The sequence below is a fragment of the Nocardioides ginkgobilobae genome, from assembly GCF_054781275.1.
The window spans coordinates 1-17,316 of sequence record NZ_BAAGUS010000005.1 but is presented as its reverse complement, the minus strand read 5'-3'; the positions used below and the strand labels follow the sequence as shown (position 1 = coordinate 17,316).

16 protein-coding genes, 1 pseudogene and 3 riboswitches are annotated in these 17,316 nt (G+C 75.5%); of the genes and pseudogenes, 6 read left to right on the top strand and 11 right to left on the bottom strand.

Annotated features, from left to right (window positions below):
- Window positions 1-23 precede the first annotated feature (23 nt).
- Window positions 24-191, bottom strand: a riboswitch (cobalamin riboswitch).
- 16 nt (window positions 192-207) lie between these two features.
- Window positions 208-1,509, top strand: coding sequence for a precorrin-6y C5,15-methyltransferase (decarboxylating) subunit CbiE (gene cbiE, locus ACYVID_RS06375; protein WP_460735536.1), 1,302 nt, complete (start codon window positions 208-210; stop codon window positions 1,507-1,509).
- Here the strand turns inward: cbiE and ACYVID_RS06370 are convergent.
- From ACYVID_RS06370 to ACYVID_RS06355, 4 genes are read right to left on the bottom strand one after another with little or no spacing between them, the layout of a single operon-like run.
- The gene (locus tag ACYVID_RS06370) at window positions 1,482-2,240 is read right to left on the bottom strand and encodes a cobalt-precorrin-4/precorrin-4 C(11)-methyltransferase (RefSeq protein ID WP_460735534.1); all 759 of its coding nucleotides are present in this window, start codon (window positions 2,238-2,240) and stop codon (window positions 1,482-1,484) included. The two genes, cbiE and ACYVID_RS06370, sit on opposite strands and share 28 nt — an antisense overlap.
- The gene (locus ACYVID_RS06365) at window positions 2,237-3,727 is read right to left on the bottom strand and encodes a precorrin-2 C(20)-methyltransferase (protein ID WP_460735532.1); all 1,491 of its coding nucleotides are present in this window, start codon (window positions 3,725-3,727) and stop codon (window positions 2,237-2,239) included. The genes ACYVID_RS06370 and ACYVID_RS06365 overlap by 4 nt, the downstream gene beginning before the upstream one ends.
- Window positions 3,728-3,765: 38 nt before the next feature.
- A complete protein-coding gene (locus ACYVID_RS06360; RefSeq protein WP_460735530.1) occupies window positions 3,766-4,434 on the bottom strand; it encodes a precorrin-8X methylmutase in 669 nt (222 codons plus the stop codon).
- Window positions 4,431-5,258 carry a nitrite reductase gene (locus tag ACYVID_RS06355; RefSeq protein WP_460735528.1) on the bottom strand — a complete coding sequence of 276 codons (828 nt, stop codon included), beginning with the start codon at window positions 5,256-5,258 and terminating at the stop codon, window positions 4,431-4,433. The genes ACYVID_RS06360 and ACYVID_RS06355 overlap by 4 nt, the downstream gene beginning before the upstream one ends.
- A gap of 150 nt (window positions 5,259-5,408) precedes the next feature.
- Window positions 5,409-5,578: riboswitch (cobalamin riboswitch) on the bottom strand.
- Window positions 5,579-5,788: 210 nt separating this feature from the next.
- Between ACYVID_RS06355 and ACYVID_RS06350 the strand changes: the two genes are divergently transcribed.
- From ACYVID_RS06350 to ACYVID_RS06330, 5 genes are read left to right on the top strand one after another with little or no spacing between them, the layout of a single operon-like run.
- Window positions 5,789-6,013 carry a CbtB domain-containing protein gene (locus ACYVID_RS06350; RefSeq protein WP_460735526.1) on the top strand — a complete coding sequence of 75 codons (225 nt, stop codon included), beginning with the start codon at window positions 5,789-5,791 and terminating at the stop codon, window positions 6,011-6,013.
- Entirely contained in the window at window positions 6,004-6,834 is an 831-nt protein-coding gene (locus ACYVID_RS06345; RefSeq protein WP_460735523.1) for a CbtA family protein, read from the top strand. The genes ACYVID_RS06350 and ACYVID_RS06345 overlap by 10 nt, the downstream gene beginning before the upstream one ends.
- Window positions 6,831-7,877, top strand: coding sequence for a nicotinate-nucleotide--dimethylbenzimidazole phosphoribosyltransferase (cobT, locus tag ACYVID_RS06340; protein ID WP_460735521.1), 1,047 nt, complete (start codon window positions 6,831-6,833; stop codon window positions 7,875-7,877). The genes ACYVID_RS06345 and cobT overlap by 4 nt, the downstream gene beginning before the upstream one ends.
- On the top strand, window positions 7,874-8,620 hold the full coding sequence (locus ACYVID_RS06335) for an adenosylcobinamide-GDP ribazoletransferase (protein WP_460735923.1): 747 nt from the start codon (window positions 7,874-7,876) through the stop codon (window positions 8,618-8,620). Before cobT ends, ACYVID_RS06335 begins: the two co-directional genes overlap by 4 nt.
- A gap of 37 nt (window positions 8,621-8,657) precedes the next feature.
- Entirely contained in the window at window positions 8,658-9,581 is a 924-nt protein-coding gene (locus ACYVID_RS06330) for a cobalamin biosynthesis protein (protein ID WP_460735519.1), read from the top strand.
- Here ACYVID_RS06330 and ACYVID_RS06325 read toward each other — a convergent pair.
- From ACYVID_RS06325 to ACYVID_RS06295, 7 genes and pseudogenes are all read right to left on the bottom strand, one after another.
- Window positions 9,538-10,266, bottom strand: coding sequence for a cobalt-precorrin-6A reductase (locus ACYVID_RS06325; protein WP_460735517.1), 729 nt, complete (start codon window positions 10,264-10,266; stop codon window positions 9,538-9,540). The genes ACYVID_RS06330 and ACYVID_RS06325 overlap by 44 nt on opposite strands.
- The gene (locus tag ACYVID_RS06320) at window positions 10,263-11,660 is read right to left on the bottom strand and encodes a cobyric acid synthase (RefSeq protein WP_460735515.1); all 1,398 of its coding nucleotides are present in this window, start codon (window positions 11,658-11,660) and stop codon (window positions 10,263-10,265) included. The genes ACYVID_RS06325 and ACYVID_RS06320 overlap by 4 nt, the downstream gene beginning before the upstream one ends.
- Complete coding sequence (locus ACYVID_RS06315; RefSeq protein WP_460735514.1) at window positions 11,657-12,217, bottom strand: 2'-5' RNA ligase family protein; 561 nt, start codon at window positions 12,215-12,217, stop codon at window positions 11,657-11,659. Before ACYVID_RS06315 ends, ACYVID_RS06320 begins: the two co-directional genes overlap by 4 nt.
- Complete coding sequence (locus tag ACYVID_RS06310) at window positions 12,214-12,567, bottom strand: hypothetical protein (protein WP_460735512.1); 354 nt, start codon at window positions 12,565-12,567, stop codon at window positions 12,214-12,216. Before ACYVID_RS06310 ends, ACYVID_RS06315 begins: the two co-directional genes overlap by 4 nt.
- A complete protein-coding gene (cobF, locus tag ACYVID_RS06305; RefSeq protein ID WP_460735510.1) occupies window positions 12,564-13,343 on the bottom strand; it encodes a precorrin-6A synthase (deacetylating) in 780 nt (259 codons plus the stop codon). The genes ACYVID_RS06310 and cobF overlap by 4 nt, the downstream gene beginning before the upstream one ends.
- Window positions 13,340-16,981, bottom strand: a complete 3,642-nt coding sequence (gene cobN / locus ACYVID_RS06300; RefSeq protein WP_460735508.1) for a cobaltochelatase subunit CobN — start codon at window positions 16,979-16,981, stop codon at window positions 13,340-13,342. Before cobN ends, cobF begins: the two co-directional genes overlap by 4 nt.
- 28 nt (window positions 16,982-17,009) lie before the next feature.
- A riboswitch (cobalamin riboswitch) is annotated at window positions 17,010-17,150 on the bottom strand.
- A gap of 34 nt (window positions 17,151-17,184) precedes the next feature.
- Window positions 17,185-17,316: pseudogene (locus ACYVID_RS06295) on the bottom strand (IS481 family transposase); the annotation flags it as partial.

The following is a 17,316-nucleotide window of genomic DNA, read 5'->3' as shown; positions in this document are numbered from 1 at the left end:
TGAGGCTCCCGCTCGTACGCCGACGGACATGACGCCCCGAGGCCGGTCTTCGGACTTCCGGCGCTACGCCTGGCTGGCGCGACCGGTCACCGCAGCGGGCCTGTGCCGGACTCCCACCGGCTTCCCAGATTCTCCCCTCCGGCCCGACCGCGATGATCGGACGTGGGGGCACCTCGGAGCTGCGCGCTCACGATAGCGTCGCCGCCCGTGACCTCCGCCGAGCCGTCCAGGAACACCGTCCGTGAAGGCTCCCGCGGCCCCGGGGCTGCCGGTCCGCCACGACGCGTGGTCGTGGTCGGCATCGGCGCCGATGGCTGGTCCGGGCTGGCCGCCCCAGTGCGCGAGCGGCTGCTGGCCGCACCCGCCGTGCTGGGCTCGGCCCGCCAGCTCGACCTGTTGCCGGCGGTGGCCGGGCAGGTCCGCGCTGCCTGGGGCAGGCCGTTCCGGGAGAGCCTGCTCGACCTGCTGGCCACCTACGGGGGTGAGCGACCCGTCACCGTGCTCGCCTCCGGCGACCCGTTGCTCTCGGGTGTGGCCACCACCCTCGTCGACCTCCTCGGCGCGGACCGGGTCGAGGTGGTGCCAGCGGTGTCCTCGGTGACCCTGGCGAGGGCCCGCATGGGTTGGGCCGCGGAGTCGTGTGCCGTGGTGACGGTCGTGGGGCGACGGGTCGAGCGGGTGCTGCGCGAGCTGTCACCTGGACGTCGCGTGGTGGTGCTGTCCTCCGACGCGGCGACCCCGGCCACGCTCGCGGGGCTGCTCGTCGGCGCCGGCTGTGGAGCGTCGGCGATGACCGTGCTCGCACACCTGGGCAGCGCCCAGGAGCGCCGGTACGCCGGCACCGCGGACGGCTGGGACCACGAGGTCCCGGCGCTCAACGTCGTCTGCGTCGAGGTGGCGGGCGTCCCGCAGGTGGCGTCCTGGGTGGCCGGGCTGCCCGACGACGCCTATGAGCACGACGGCCAGCTGACCAAGCGCGACCTGCGGGCCTCGGCCCTGGCCCGGCTGGCCCCGCGGCCCGGGGAGCTGCTGTGGGACGTAGGGGCGGGCGCGGGGTCCGTCGGCATCGAGTGGCTCCGGGCGCACGGGTCGTGCCGGGCCGTGGCCCTCGAGCGTGACCCGACGAGGGCGGCTCGGGCCCGCGCCAACGCAGCGCGCCTCGGCGTGCCCGACCTGGAGGTGGTCGAGGGGAGCGCGCCGGGGGCACTGGTGGGACTGCCGTCCCCGGACGCGGTCTTCGTCGGCGGCGGCGCGAGCACTCCGGGACTGCTGGAACGGTGCCAGGAGGCCCTGCGGCCCGGGGGCCGGCTCGTGGTGCACGGGGTCACGCTGGAGACCGAGATGGTGCTGGGCGCGGCCCGGGCCCGGCACGGAGGGGAGCTGGTCCGGCTGTCGGTCGAGACCGCTGCGCCCCTGGCCTCCTTCACCGGGTGGGAGCCGGCGCGCACCGTCACCCAGTGGTCCTGGCGGCGCGATGCCGATCAGGCGCGCGGGCGCTGCGCCGAGTAGAGCCACGACTCCCCCGCGCCCGTGTCCTCGGCGAGGGCCGGGCCGACCAGGACCACCGCCGCCCGGCGGAGGCCGGCACCCTCCACCGCGTCCGCGATCGTGGCGATGCTGCCTCGCAGCACCAGCTCCGAGGGCTGGCTCGCACGGTAGACCACCACCACGGGACAGTCGGGACCGTGGGTGGGCAGCAGCCGCTCCATCAGGGAACGCGTGCGCGTGATGGCCAGGTGCAGCACCAGGGTCGCCCCGGTCGCCGCGAACGCCTCGAGGCTCTCGGCGTCGGGCATCGCCGTGGAACGTTCCCGGGTGCGGGTCAGCACGACGGACTGGGTGAGCAGCGGCACGGTCAGCTCGCGCCCCACGAGGGCGGCCGCAGCGGCGTACGACGGCACGCCCGGCACCACCTCCCACGCCACTCCCGCGGCGTCGAGACGGCGAGCCTGCTCGTGCAGGGCGGAGTACAGCGAGGGGTCGCCCGAGACCAGTCTGACGACCCGCTCCCCACGACGCTGGGCGGGGACGACCTCGTCCAGGATGGCGTCGAGGTCCAGGCCTTGGGTGTCGACGAGCCGCGCGCCCGGCGGGCAGTGCCCCAGGACCTCGGCGTCCAGGTAGGTGCCCGGGTACAGCACCAGGTCGGCGCGGGAGAGCAGCCTCACCGCACGGACGGTGAGCAGGTCGGCCGCCCCGGGGCCGGCACCCACGATGCCCACCGGAGTCGGGCCGCTCACGCCTCCACCCACCGCGGGGTCCACACGCGCCCGGCCCGATCGACCCGCGTGCTGGACGACCCCACCAGGAGCAGGCACTTCATGTCGACCGAGGCCACGTCCAGCTCGGCGAGGGTCGTGACGACCAGGGACTCCTCTGCCCGTCCCACGTCCCGCCCCACCACCACCACGGTGTCGGCCGGACGGTGCTCGAGCAGCAGCTCGCGTGCACGCACCAGCTGTTCGGTCCGGCTGCGGCTCGCCGGGTTGTAGACCGCGAGCACGAGGTCGGCCTCGGCCAGTGCCCTCAGTCGCCGCTCCAGGACCGGCCACGGCTTGAGCCGGTCGCTCAGGCTGAGGACCGCGAAGTCCCCACCGATGGGCGCACCCGCCCGGGCAGCCACCGCCTGCACCGCCGAGAGGCCCGGCAGGACACGCACCGCGACCCCGTCGTAGGCCGGGTCCTCGGCGGCCTCCAGGACCGCGGTGGCCATGCCGAAGACGCCGGCGTCACCCCCACTGACCACGGCGACCCGCTCCCCCGCCCGTGCCAGGTCGAGCGCGGCGCGAGCACGGTCGATCTCCACGCCGTTGCCGGAGGCGTGCCGGCGCAGGCCAGCACGTTGCGGGACCCTGGCGACGTACGGCGCGTACCCCACGACGTGGTCGACCGTGTCCAGGGCAGACCTGACCTCGGGGGTCGACCAGCTCTCGGGGCCGGGACCGAGACCCACGACCAGCAGCTCGCCGCTCGCGGCCCCCTCGTGCCCGACCGGGGTCGCGGGCTTCGGGAGGGCCTCGCGCCGACCGCGACCGTGCACGGAGTCCCCGTTGACCACGACCAGCGAGAAGTAGGGCACCGACCCGGGGTCGACCTCGGCCACCGGCATGGACCGCTCGCTGCCGGTCGAGGCGCGCTCGACGTACATCGCGTGGTCCAGGCGCCCAGCCGCCTCGAGCGCACGGCGCACGGCGGGGAAGGTCCGGCCCAGCTTCATGATCACCGCCCCGTCGGTGTCGGCCAGGCGGCGCGCCAGCTCCGGTTCCGGGAGGGTCCCGGGCAGCACCGTCAGCACGTCGGTCTGGCGGACCAGCGGCCAGGCGATGGCGGCGGTCGCGGCGGCGAAGGCGGGCACCCCGGGGACCACGGTGGTCTCGAAGCGCTCGGCGAGGGCGTCGTGCATGTACATGAACGAGCCGTAGAACAGCGGGTCGCCCTCCGCGAGGAGCACCACGTCACGACCGGCCGCGAGGTGCGCCGCCAGCCGGTCGGCGGACTCGACGTAGAAGTCGGCCAACGCACCGGCGTACCCGTCCGGGTGCGAGGTGGTGCCGGTGGTGACGGGGTAGGTCAGGCACTCCTCGACGCATCCCTCGGGCACCAGGTCGGCGGCGATGCGCCGCGCATTGGACTGCCTGCCGACGCCCGCGTGGTAGGCCACCACGTCGGCGGAGCCGATCAACCGCGCCGCCTTGAGGGTGACCAGCTCGGGATCCCCCGGGCCCACGCCGACCCCCCAGAAGCGCCCGGGGGCGCCCCCGGGCCTCACTCCTTCTCCTGGGCGAGGGCGTTGACCGCCGAGGACGCCATCGCCGAGCCGCCGCGACGGCCGAGGACGGTGACGAACGGGACGTCCACACCGTGGTCACGGCGCAGGTCGACGAGCGCCTGCTTGGACTCGGCGGCTCCGATGAAACCGACCGGGCAGCCCACGACCGCGGCCGGCCGAGGACCCCCCGCCACGAGCATCTCGAGCAGGTGGAACAGCGCGGTGGGCGCGTTGCCGATGGCGACGACCGCGCCCTCGAGGGCCGGCTCCCACAGGGAGACGGCGGCCGCGGTGCGGGTGGTCCCCCAGGCCGCAGCGAGGTGGGGGACCCGAGGGTCGGTGAGGTCGCAGCGCACCTCGTTGCCGCGCGGGAGGCGCGAGGCGGTGACACCGACCGCGACCATCCGTGCGTCGCAGAGCACCGGCGCGCCCGACTCCAGCGCCTCGCGCGCGGCCGGGACGACCTCCGGGTGGACCACCAGGTCGCGAAGCAGGTCGACCTGGCCGCTGCCGTGCACCATCCGGACCGCCAGGCGCTCGGCCACGTCAGGCACCCCGGACAGGTCGGCCTCGCGCCGGATGGTGGCGAAGGAGTCGACGTAGATCGCCGGGCCGTCGGTCACGTAGTCATAGCGCCGCGGGGGCGCGGTGGGCTGCCAGGTCATGCGCCGACTCCCACCGCACCACGGGCATCCGTCGCACCATCGGGCACCAGGAGACCGCGCCAGGGCGTGACGACGACCGAGCTTGCCGGCGTTCCGGTCCCGACCGCCTCTCGCAGCACCTCGTGGTCCAGCGCCGCACCCGGCACCGCCACGTGCCGACCACCGGCCACCGGACCGAACCCCAGGGGCGGGCAGGGCTCGGGCACTCTCGGGTCGGGCGGCTCCGTCCGAGCCAGCGGGAGGGGGAGCTCGGCCACGTGCCACGGCGCGTCCGGGCCCTGGCCCCGCACACGGAGGAACTCTCGGGCGTGGTCGACGAGGTTCTCGTGCGCCCGGGCCAGCGGCACGACCGGACCCCACGCGTCCCCGACGCGCAGCTGGCCGTCGCGGTCGTCCAGGGCCACGAGTCCGAGGTCGCACGAGCGGTCGACGAGGTCCCCGCGGCCGTCGTCGAGCACGAGCAGGAACCGCCCCGGCAGCGCCGCGAGCCGGGGGTCCGCGCACAGGGCGCGGTCCAGCCGGTCGGCGACCGGGCGCAGGTCGGCTCGCCCACCGAACGATCCGGTCTGCGGGGAGACCATCACGTTGCGGACCAGCTCGTGGGTGCGGCTGGGGACCAGCCCGGTCGCCAGGATCTCGGACGCGACGTCGGCGTGCACCACGGGCTGCTCCCGGGCCGCCCGCGGGTCGCGCGGCAGACCGCGCAGCTGGACGTTGGCCCGACCGGTGAGGTGCACCCTGCCGTCACCCCAGCGCTGCGCGACGTCCAGCAGCGCCCGGAGCGCACCCACCCCGACGCGACCGCCGACCAGGCGCAGACGCACCAGCAAACCGTCCTCGGCGGGCCAGGGGCGGGACAACGCCGGGCACCGGTCACGCCGGGCACGGGCAGGGGGCGGGGGCGGGCAAGCGGTTGCCACGGGGGCTCCTTCGAGGTCAGGGCTCGTGCGCGGAACCCTCGTCCGACCTCGCGGCGGTCGCCGCAAGGGCCAGCAGGTCTTCGGACTCGGGTTCGCTCGGTACCGGGCGCCTTCCCAGGGACCGAGGTCCCCAGTGGCGTCGTGCCCGGCCCGTCACCCACACCGCTGCGCGTCAGTCCCGGATTCTCACCGGGTTCCCAGTGACTGGCGAGGTGACCGTACCAATTCCCCGGCGGACCGTGGTCCACGTCCGGCCGGTGATGCCCTAGGGTTCGGCTCGCGGGCGTGAGGAAGCCGGTGGGAATCCGGCACAGTCGCGCTACTGTGACCGACTCCTCGAGCCGTCGTACGACGGCACGTGGGGACGGAAGTCAGACCCGATCGTCCGCTTCCACCCCATCAACCAGGGACGCAGTCATCCCTGAGGAGGAACCATGTCGCAGTCCACCCTGCCCGCCCCCGCCGTCCTTCCCGCCGGGGAGCTCCCCGCCATCCCGCTCCACGAGGTCGCCCCCTGGGCGCTGCTCGCCGTGGTGCTCGGCTCGCTCGTGCTCTTCTTCGTCGGTGTCGACCAGGGCGCGGTGTCGCTGTCCACGGGCACGTTCGTGCACGAGCTGGTCCACGACGGTCGGCACCTGCTGGCCTACCCGTGCCACTGAGCGGCGTCGTGCACGCCCGCACGCTCCTGGTCCGGGGGCTGCTCGCCGGACTCCTGGCCGGTCTGGTCACCTTCGCCGTCGCCCACCAGGTCGGGGAACCGCCCCTCGAGGCGGCCATCGCCCTGGAGACCACGTCGGCCGAGGACCCGTCTGACGTGGCCGGCGCAGCCCAGCACAGCCACGACCACGACCACGAGGACACCGCCAGCCACTCCCACGCCGACGAGGGCGCGGTCGTGAGCCGCACCGTCCAGCGCACCGTCGGCCTGGCGCTGGCCACCACCCTGGTCGGAGTCGGCCTGGGCGGCCTGCTCGGGCTCGCCGCGGCGCTCGCGGTGGGCCGTCTGGGTCGGCTCACGGCCGCCCAGTCCACCGCGGTGGTCGCTCTGGTCGGCTTCACGTCCCTGGCGCTGGTGCCGTTCTGGCGGTACCCGGCGAACCCGCCGGCCGTCGGCAGTGCCGAGACCATCGGCAGTCGGACCGCCGCCTCCTTCGGCTTCGCCGGTCTCTCGCTGGTCGTCGCGGTGCTCTGCGTGGCACTGGCAGTGCGGCTGGCCCCCCGGCTGGGTGGGTACGCCGCCACGCTGGCCGGCGTCGGCGGCTACCTCCTGGTCGTGGTCACCGTCGGGTCCCTGCTGCCCCCGGCCGCCGACGTCGGGACCTACCCGGCCGCGGTCCTGTGGGAGTTCCGCACGGCCTCCCTCGTGGTGCTGGCCACCCTGTGGGGCGTCCTCGGGACCGCCCTGACCGGAGCGATCGGTCGGGTGGCGGCGCAGTCCCAGCGCGACCTGGCCCGCCGCCGGCTGGCGGCGAGCCTGTGAGCCTGCGCGCCCCCGACCCCGACCTCCGTGCGGCGGCCCGGGAGCGGCTGGGCGCCCTCGCCACCCCGGCCGGGGCCCTGGGCAGGCTCGGCGACCTCGCGGTGTGGTGGGCCGCCACGAGCGGTGAGCTGCCACCGCCGGACCTCGCGGGTCCGGGGGAGGTCCGGCTGGTCGTCCTGGCGGGCGACCACGGCGTCGCCGCCCACGGCGTCTCGGCCTACCCCGCGGCGGTCACCCCGGCCATGGTGCGCACGGTGGCGGCGGGCCGGGCGGCCGTCAACGCCCTTGCCGCCGCCCACCAGGTCAGCGTCCGGGTGCTGGACGTGTCGGTGGACGTGCCGCCCGCGCCGGCGGACGGCCCGCTGCCGGCGGAGGTCTCCAGCCGGAAGGTGTGCCGGGGCAGTGGGGCCATCCACCTGCAGGACGCCACCACCGTGGAGGAGGCCGAGACCGCGCTCGCCCTGGGCCGCGAGCTGGCGCGCGAGGAGGTGGCCGCCGGTGGTCGGCTCCTGCTGGGTGGCGACCTGGGGATCGGCAACACGACGCCCGCGGCGGCGCTCGTCGCCGCGGCGCTCGGCCTGCCCGCGACCGCGGTGGCGGGCCGGGGCACCGGCATCGACGACGCCGGACTGGCCCGCAAGACCGAGGTGGTCGCGACCGCGCTGGCCCGCACGCGCGGCCGCCACGAGGACCCGCTGGACCTGCTGGTGGGGCTGGGATCGGCCGACCTCGCCGCGACCACCGGCTACCTCGCCGAGGCCGCCCGCCTCGGGGTGCCCGTCCTGCTCGACGGGCTGATGTCGGTGGCCTGCGCGCTGCTCGCCGACCGGATGGCACCGGGGGCGGCCGCGTGGTTCGCCGCCGGGCACCGCTCGACGGAGCCGGCCCAGTCGCTGGCCCTCGACCATCTCGGCCTCGTGCCGCTCCTCGACCTCGGCCTCCGCCTGGGCGAGGGCAGCGGGGCGGTCGCCGCGGTCCCGCTGGTCCGGGCCGCTGCCGCGCTGTTGCGCGACACCGCGCTGCTCAGCGAGGTCCTGCCCTGAGGGACTCGCTGCTCCTGGCCGTCGGCACCTTCACCGTCCTGCGGGTGCCTCCACCCGCCCGCATCGACAGCGCGGTGACCGGACGCGCGATGCTGCTCGCGCCCTTGGCGGCCCTCCCCCTGGGTGCTGCGGTCACGGGGATGCTGCTTGCCGGTGCCGCGGTCGGTCTGCCGCCGCTCGCCGTCGGGGTGCTGGCGGTGCTGATGCTGGCGCTGGGGACCCGGGCCCTGCACTGGGACGGCCTCTCCGACGTCGCCGACGGGCTGACCGCGTCGTACGACCGTGAGCGTTCGCTCGCGGTGATGCGCACGGGCACGTCTGGTCCGGCCGGCACGCTGGCGGTCGTGCTCGTCGCCGGGCTGCAGGCCGTCGGGTTCGCCGGCCTCTCGGGCAGCACCCCCGGCTGCCTGCTGGCCGGGGTGCTGGTGCTGGTCTCCCGTTGCGCCCCGGCCACCTGCTGCGCGCGACCGGTCCCCGCCGCACGCCCGGAGGGGCTCGGCGCGACGGTGGCCGGCAGCGTGCCGGTCGTCGCCAGCGTCCTGTCCTGGCTGGTGGCCGCGGTGCTCCTGCTGCTCGTCGGCGACCAGGGACCCGTGCGGCTGCTCGTCGCACCGCTCGCGGCCGTCACGGTGGTGCTGGTCGTGCTGCGTCGCTGCACCACACGCCTCGGGGGCATGACCGGGGACGTGGTCGGCGCCTGCGTGGAGCTGTCGCTGGCCGTGCTGCTGGTGGCGCTGGCGTGAGGGCCCGCCGGTCCCCCGCAGCGTCGGGCCGACGGCCGTGACCGCGCGTGCCCTCGGCCTCCTGCTCGGCTGGTGCGCCGACCTGCTCCTCGCCGATCCCGCGCGGCACCACCCCGTCGCCTGGTTCGGCAGCAGCGCGCACCGCCTCGAGCAACGGGTCTGGCGGGACGACGCCCGCGCCGGCGCGGCCTATGCAGCGGTCCTCGTCGCCGGGGTCGTCGCGCCGGCCGTGCTGGTCGAGCGCCGGGGCGGGCCGGTCGTGCGCACGTTGACCACGGCCACCGCCACCTGGGTGGCCCTCGGCGGCACCAGCCTGGACCGAGAGGCCGCAGCGGTGCAGGCCCGGCTGGAGTCGGGCGACCTCGCGGGTGCGCGACGGCAGGTCGCGCGCATCGTCGGGCGCGAGACCGCGGGCCTGGACGAGGCCGGGGTCGCGCGGGCGGCGGTCGAGTCGGTCGCCGAGAACACCTCCGACGCGGTCGTGGGCACGCTCGTGTGGGGCGCGGCCCTCGGCCTCCCCGGCCTGCTGGGCCACCGGGCGGCCAACACCCTCGACGCGATGGTCGGGCACCGCACGGTGCGACATGAGCGCTTCGGCTGGGCGGCCGCGCGGCTCGACGACCTGCTCGGCCTGCCCGCCGCCCGGCTCACCGCGAGCCTGGCAGTCGTCCTCGGCGAGGACCCGCGCGCAGCGGCCCGGGCCTGGCGTCGCGACGCCGGGGCCCACCCCAGCCCCAACGCGGGACCGGTCGAGGCCGCCTTCGCCGGGGCGCTCGGGCTCAGCCTGGGCGGACCGACGACCTACGGGACACGGACCGAGCCACGCCCGCGACTCGGCGACGGCCGCGCCCCGGGTCCTGTCGACCTGGCCCGGGCCCGACGTCTCGCGCGCCGGGTGGGAGCGGGCGCACTGGTGATCAGCGTGCTGCTCGCCGCCGCACCCAGGCCCGCGCGGCGCTGACGTCGTCCACGAGCTCCACCCCGGGCGGGGGTCCGGGGCGGTCGACGACCACGCAGGGGACGTCGAGCGAGGCGGCCGCCACCATCTTCGGCCAGGTGTAGGACCCACCGGAGTCCTTGGTCACCAGCACGTCGGCCCGGTGACGACGCAGCAGCGCGGTCTCCCCCGCGAGTGAGTAGGGGCCCCGGTCCAGCAGCAGCGCCCACGTCGCGGGCAGCGGCACCTCGGGCTCGTCGACCACCCGCGTCAGCACGGCGTGCTCGCCCATCGGTCCGGTGAAGGCGTCGAGGTGCTGGCGCCCGACCGTGAGCAGCGGTCGCCGCCCCAACGCCGCCGCCCGACGGGCCGCCTGGTCGTGGTCGGCGACCCGGTGCCACCCGCCGGTGGGGTCCTCCCAGCCGGGTCGGGCGAGGCGGAGCAGCCGCTCGCGCGGCACCGCCGCCGCGGCATGGGTCGAGATCGTCGCCGCGAACGGGTGGGTGGCGTCCACGACCGCGTCGAACGCAGCGGCGTACGCCGCCAACCCGGCGATCCCGCCGAAGCCACCGATCCGCAGGCCGCCGACCGGCAGGCGTGGACGGGCGACCCGTCCGGCCAGCGAGGTCTCGACCTCGACCCCGTCCTCGACGAGCAGCTCGGCCAGCCGACGGGCCTCGGCGGTCCCGCCGAGCAGCAGCACCCTCACGCGGACCCGCCCCCGCTCAGCGCCAGCCCGAGCAGGGCGTCGACGTCGAGGTGCTCCTCGACGAGGTCGCCGAGCAGGTCCAGCCGTCGCTCGCGCGCAGCCGGGAAGGACACCCGGGACACCACGCCCAGCGCGGCCGCCAGGTAGCGGGCCCGGTGGTCGTCGTCCTCGAGGGACCCGTGGACCATCGTCCCCGTCACCGGGCCGGCCGACAGCGAGCCGCGGACCCGCCCGTGGTGCACCTCGTACCCGGCCGGTTCGTGCCTCCGCAGCGCCTTCTCCTCCGAGAAGTCCGTCTCCAGGTCCAGCAGACCCAGGCCCTCCACGACCGCCCCGGCCGGGCCCTCGACCCCGTGGCGGTCGCGCACGACTCGCCCCAGGACCTGGCACCCGCCGCAGATGCCGAGCACCGGCCGGCCTGCTGCCGCGTGGTCGCGCACGGCCCGGTCCAGGCCGCGGGACCGCAGCCAGGCCAGGTCCTCGAGGGTGGCCCGGGTACCGGGCAGGACCACCAGGTCGGCGTCCCCGAGGTCGCGTGGGGACGAGGCGAAGACGACGTCGAGGTCCGGCTCGAGGGCCAGGGCGTCCACGTCGGTGAAGTTGGAGATCCGCGGGAAGCGGACCACGACGACCCGACGTCCCCGCTGGGTCGCGGTCCGTCCCTCCAGGTCCAGTGCGTCCTCGGAGTCCAGCCACACGTCGGGCCGCCAAGGGAGCACGCCGTGCACCGGGAGCGACGTCCGTGCCTCCAGCACGTCCAGGCCGGGTCGCAGCAGCGCCGGGTCCCCGCGGAACTTGTTGACCACCCAGCCGGCCAGCAGCGCCCGGTCCGCCTCGTCCAGCAGCTCGCGGGTGCCGACGAACGCCGCCAGCACCCCGCCGCGGTCGATGTCCCCCACGACCACGGTCGGCAGGCCGAAGCGCCGCGCGAGGCCCATGTTGACGAAGTCACCGGCCCGCAGGTTGACCTCGGCCGGGCTGCCCGCCCCCTCGGCCACGACGACCTCGAAGCGGTCGGCAAGGTCGGCGTACGCCGCGTGCGCGGCCTCGGCGAGGTGGCGACGTCCCTGGTCCCAGTCCCGCGACGAGACGGTCCCGCCGGGACGCCCCATCACCACGACGTGGCTGCGACGCTCGCCCCCGGGCTTGAGCAGCACCGGGTTCATGGCGACCTCGGGCACCGCGCGCGCGGCCAGCGCCTGGGTCCACTGCGCCCGGCCGATCTCCGCGCCAGCGCCGTCGGGTCCCGTCACGACCATCGAGTTGTTGGACATGTTCTGCGCCTTGTAGGGCGCCACCCGCAGCCCTCGGCGGGCCAGCGCCCGGCAGAGCCCGGTCACGACCAGGCTCTTGCCCGCGTCGGAGGTGGTGCCCGCCACCAGCAGCCCGCTCACAGCACCCTCCCGGACGGGAGCCACCAGGTGTGCAGGCGGCGGCACGCGTGGTTCCCCCACCACTGCAGGTCGACCCGGTCCACGCGCAGGACCGCGGGCAGCAGGTCGCCGACCGAGCGCCGCACCGAGTCCACGGTCGTGCCCGCGCCGACCCGGTCGAGGGTCACGTGGGGCACGGGGCCGCCGGTCGAGTCGTACCTCCCGCCGTAGGGCGGGCAGGCGGGGAAGGCCGCCGCGAGCGCAGCGGTGAGGGCCCGCAGCGGTGCGTCGGGTTCCGGCACGGCGTGCACGAGACCGTCGGGGAAGGCCGTCACCCGCGTGAGCGCCACCTCGAAGGCGGGCACCGCGGCGAGCACGTCCGCGACCCGGTCGAGGTCCGCGGCCACGGGCTCGGCCAGCCACGGCGCGAGCAGCGTCAGGTGGGCGTGGGCGAAGGTCGGATCGGTGGAGACGAAGCTGTCGTCGTAGTGGGCCGTGCGCTCCCGCACCCAGTCCTCCAGCCGCGGCACGGGCACGGTGAGGCACGCCTGTCCCGGCAGCAGGGCCGTCTCCCTCACGTGCTGCGCCTGACCGTCGGGCGGCTGCGCTGGAGCACGTGGGCGTCCAGCAACGCCGGCACCGGGCCGCCCTCCTCGGCCCAACGGACGACGGCCTGGGCGCTCGAACCGTCCAGCACTCCCCCGAGCCAGGTGTCGGTCGGCCTCCTCCCGGCGGTGAAGTCGCGCACCAGGACGACGTTGCTGCCACCGCACTCGTCGAGGCAGTCCACGACCCGCACCCGCACCCGGTCACCCGCCGCGGCGAGCAGGGCGTCGAGCAGCGCGTCGTGGTCCACGTCCGGGTGCTTGGTGCGCGAGCCGCAGCAGCAGTCGCGGCACACGAGCACGTCGCGGTCCGGCCGCGTCACCGCGCGTCCTCGTCCGCGCCCACGCCGCCGAGGTCCGGGGCACGCAGCAGGTAGAGGTCCATGACCCAGCCATCGGCGGCCTCGGCACGCTCCCGGGCGGTGTGCACCTCCGCGAGCACGTCGCGCACCCGTCCCGCCACGGCCTGCTCGCCCCCGGCCCCGAGGTTGGCGGCCCACCACATCGTCCAGTCCTCCACCCCCAGCCCCGCGAGGTCGACGCGCCGGTTGAGCAGGACCACGACGTTGCGCTGGCCCTGGGCCAGCGCCTCGGGCAGTCGCCGTGCGGTGGTGACGTGGAGGGGCTGCGTGACGTCGTGCAGGACCAGACGGTGGCGGGCCGCGAGCAGTTGCAGGCTGCTCACTCCCGGGACCACCTCGACGGCCAGCTCGAAGCGGCCGCCGAGGGCATCGAGCAGCCGCAGTGTCGAGTCGTAGAGGCCCGGGTCGCCCCAGACCAGCAGACCGACGTCGCCGGGGTGCTCGGCCAGCGCGTGCGCCCAGGCCGCGACGCGGCGCTCGTGCCAGTCCGCCACGGCGTCGGCGTACGCCGGGCCATCGAGACTCTCGCGGCGGTCGCGCTCGGCGTCGGGGACGACGACGAGCCGCACGTCGTGGTCGGCGCAGACCGCCCGCCGCACCTCCAGCAGCGGGTCGTGCGACCCCTTCTCGAAGGCCAGCACCAGGTCGACCGACCGCAGCGCCCGGACCGCCTCGGGCGTGAGGTGCTGGGGCCCCATCCCCATCCCGATCGCGACGACCCGCCGGGCCGCGCTCACGCGCGGTCCTCCAGGTCGCCCTCGGTCTCCAGGTAGACCTGCTGCAGCGCGCCGAGCAGCGCGGGGTCGGGCTCGGCCCACAGCCCGCGGTCGGCCGCTTCGTGCAGCCGCTCGACGATGCCGCGCAGGGCCCAGGGATTGGACGTGCGCAGGAACTGCTGGGTGGTCTCGTCCAGCACGTACTCCTGCGCCAGGGCGGCGTACATCCAGTCCTGCACCACGCCGGCGGTGGCGTCGAACCCGAAGAGGTAGTCGACGGTCGCGGCCAGCTCGAACGCGCCCTTGTAGCCGTGCCGCTGCATCGCAGAGATCCAGCGCGGGTTGACCACGCGGGCCCGGAAGACGCGGTTGGTCTCCTCCTGCAGCGAGCGGGTCCTCACGGCGTCGGGGCTGGTGGAGTCACCGACGTAGGCCTGCGGGTCCGCCCCGGTGAGCGCGCGCACGGTGGCGACCATGCCGCCGTGGTACTGGAAGTAGTCGTCGGAGTCGGCGATGTCGTGCTCGCGGGTGTCGACGTTCTTGGCCGCCACCTGGATCCTGCGGTAGGCCGTGCGCATGTCGTCGGCGGCGGGCCGACCGTCCAGGTCCCGGCCGTAGGCGAAGCCGCCCCACGCCGTGTAGACCTCGGCCAGGTCCGCGTCGCTGCGCCAGTCCCGCGACTCGACCACCTGCAAGATGCCGGCGCCGTACGACCCCGGCTTGGAGCCGAAGATGCGGGTCGTGGCGCGGCGCTCGTCGCCGTGCGCCTGCAGGTCCGCGCGGGCGTGGGCACGCACGTAGTTGTCCTCGTCGTCCTCCTCGAGGGAGGCGACGAGCCGCACCGCGTCGTCGAGCATGGCGACGACGTGGGGGAAGGCGTCGCGGAAGAAGCCGCTGATGCGCACCGTGACGTCGATGCGGGGTCGACCCAGCTGCTCCAGCGGCACCACCACCAGGTCCGTGACCCGCCTCGAGGCCTCGTCCCACACCGGCCGCACGCCGAGCAGGGCGAGCACCTCGGCGACGTCGTCCCCGGAGGTCCGCATGGCGGAGGTCCCCCACACCGAGAGACCCACCGAGCGCGGGACGCTGCCGGTGTCCTGGACGTGGCGGCGCACGAGCCCCTCGGCCAGCGCCTGGCCGGTCTGCCACGCCAGCCGGCTCGGCACGGCGCGGGGGTCGACGGTGTAGAAGTTGCGCCCGGTCGGCAGCACGTTGACGAGGCCTCGCAGCGGGGAACCGGACGGACCCGCCGGGACGAAGCCGCCGTCCAGGGCGTGCAGGACCATGTCCAGCTCGTCGGTGGTGCGCCGCAGTCGCGGTACGACCTGCTCGGCGGCGAAGCGCAGCACCCGCTGGACCTCGGGGTCGTCGTGCAGCCCGAGCGCCGCGGCCGGGTCCCAGCCGGCGTCCTCCATGTCCTGGACCAGGCCGCGGGCGCGCTCCTCGAACTCGTCGACGGTGCGGGTGGAGACCGCCGCGTCCTCCGGGCCCTCCTTGAGCCCCAGCGCCGCGCGGAGCCCCGGCACGGCCTGCTCCCGCCCACCGAAGACCTGGGCCGCCCGCAGGATCGCGAGCACCAGGTTGACCCGGGCACCGCCCTCGGGGGGCTGCCCGAGGACGTGCAGCCCGTCGCGGATCTGGGCGTCCTTGATCTCGCACAGCCACCCGTCGACGTGCAGCAGGAAGTCGTCGAACTCCTCGTCGCCGGGCCGCTCCTGCAGCCCGAGGTCGCGATGCATCTCGGCGGCCTTCATGAGCTGCCAGATCTCGCCGCGGACCGCGGGCAGCTTGGCGGGGTCCATCGAGGCGATGTTGGCGTGCTCGTCGAGCAGCTGCTCCAGGCGTGCGATGTCGCCGTAGGACTCCGCCCGCGCCATCGGCGGCACGAGGTGGTCGACGATCGTGGCGTGGGCCCGGCGCTTGGCCTGGGCACCCTCCCCGGGGTCGTTGACGAGGAAGGGGTAGACCAGCGGCAGGTCCCCGAGCACGGCGTCGGTCGCGCAGCCCGCCGAGAGCGCGGCGTTCTTGCCCGGCAGCCACTCCAACGAGCCGTGCTTGCCGAGGTGGACCAGGGCGTGCGCGCCGAAGCCGCCGGTCCCCGGGTCGGCCTCCAGCCAGCGGTAGGCCGCGAGGTAGTGGTGGCTCGGCGCGAGGTCGGGGTCGTGGTAGATCGCCACCGGGTTCTCGCCGAAGCCGCGGGGCGGCTGGATCAGCAGGACGACGTTGCCCGCCCGCAGGGTGGCCAGGACCAGCTCGCCCTGCTCGTTGCGGAACAGGGTGCCCGGCGCCGGGCCCCACGCCTCCTCGATCCCAGCCCTCAGGCCCGGGTCGAGGTCGTCGGTCCAGGCGGCGTACTGCTCGGGCGTGATCCGCACGTGGGCGTCGGTCAGCTGCGCGCTGGTCAGCCACTCCTCGTCCTGGCCACCGGCGTCGATGAGGGCGTGGATGAGGGCGTCGCCGGCCTCGGTGTCGTCGTCCATGTCCAACACCCGGGCGACGACACCGGGCCGGTCCAGCCCCAGGTCGTAGCCGGCGTCGCGCAGCCGCCGCAGCAGCCTGACGGCCGAGACCGGGGTGTCCAGGCCGACGGCGTTGCCGACCCGGCTGTGCTTCGTGGGGTACGCCGAGAGCACCAGTCCCAGCCGGCGCTCGGCCGGCGGGGTCCGGCGCAGGCGTGCGTGGTTGACCGCGATCCGCGCGACCCGGCGGCAGCGCTCCTCGTCGGGGACGTAGTGGGGCAGCCCGTCCTCGTCGACCTCCTTGAAGGAGAACGGGGCGGTGATGATCCGGCCGTCGAACTCGGGGATCGCCACCTGGGAGGCGGAGTCCAGCGGCGTCACCCCGTCCTCGCTCGCCTCCCAGTCCGCGCGGCTGCTCGTCAGGCACAGGCCCTGCAGGACGGGGATGTCCAGGGCGCGCATGCGCTCCACGTCCCAGGCCTCGTCGTCGCCACCCGCGCTCGCTCCCGCAGGCGTCGTCCCGCCGGCCGCCAGCACCGTCACCACCAGGGCGTCCAGGGTCCCCAGAGCGGCGTACAGCTCGTCGGGGGCCGAGCGCAGCGAGCCGGCGAAGACCGGGACGCCCACGGCCTGGCCCGTCGCGTCGACGGCCTCGGCCAGCGCGTGCGCAAACCGGTCGTTGCCCGAGACCTGGTGGGCGCGGTAGTAGAGGATCCCGACGCGTGGGAGGTCCTCCTCCTCGGAGGTGCACGGCCGCTCCGACATCCCCCACTGGGGCACCACCGCAGGCGGCTCGAAGCCCTCGCCGGTGAGCAGCACGGTGTCGGAGAGGAAGGCATGCAGCTGACGGAGGTTCTCCGGACCTCCCTCGGCCAGGTAGCGGTGCGCCTCCGCGGCCACGCCGATCGGCACCGAGGACAGCTCCATCAGCTCGGCACTGGGCTGGTTCTCCCCACCCAGCACCACGGTGGGGACACCGGTCCCGCGGATCCGCACGAAGCCGCTGCACAGGTCCTGCGGGGACCCCAGCACCCGACTGACGACGAGGTCGCAGCCCTCGAGGGTCGCGGCCATCGACTGGTGCCCGGGCCGGCCCGGGTTGGCCAGCAGGTAGTCCGCACCGCTGGCACGCGCGGACAGGAGGTCGGTGTCGGAGGTGGACAGCAGCGCGATGCGCGCGCGACGGGACTCGGCCATGGGTTTCTCCTCGGGGTTCTCGCCCCTGCTCGACGGAGGTCCCGTGGCCAGTGTCTGGCTACGCGCCGGCGGTCCCGAGGTCCCGGCCCGACGCTCACAGTGGCGGAACCGCCCCGGAATGGACGCGAGGTCGCACCGGGTTCCTGTCACCACGAGACGTGTGGCCACACCCTAGGCCACCGTCGCCGGCAGCCGCCCACGCCCTAGATGTTCTGTCCACGCAGGTTGGGTACGAGGTCGGCCGGTGACTTGCCACCGAGTGCGGTGTGACCGCGGTGGTGATTGTAGGTGTGGAGCCAGTCGGTGAAGCTGGCTGCTCGTTCTGACTCGGAGCC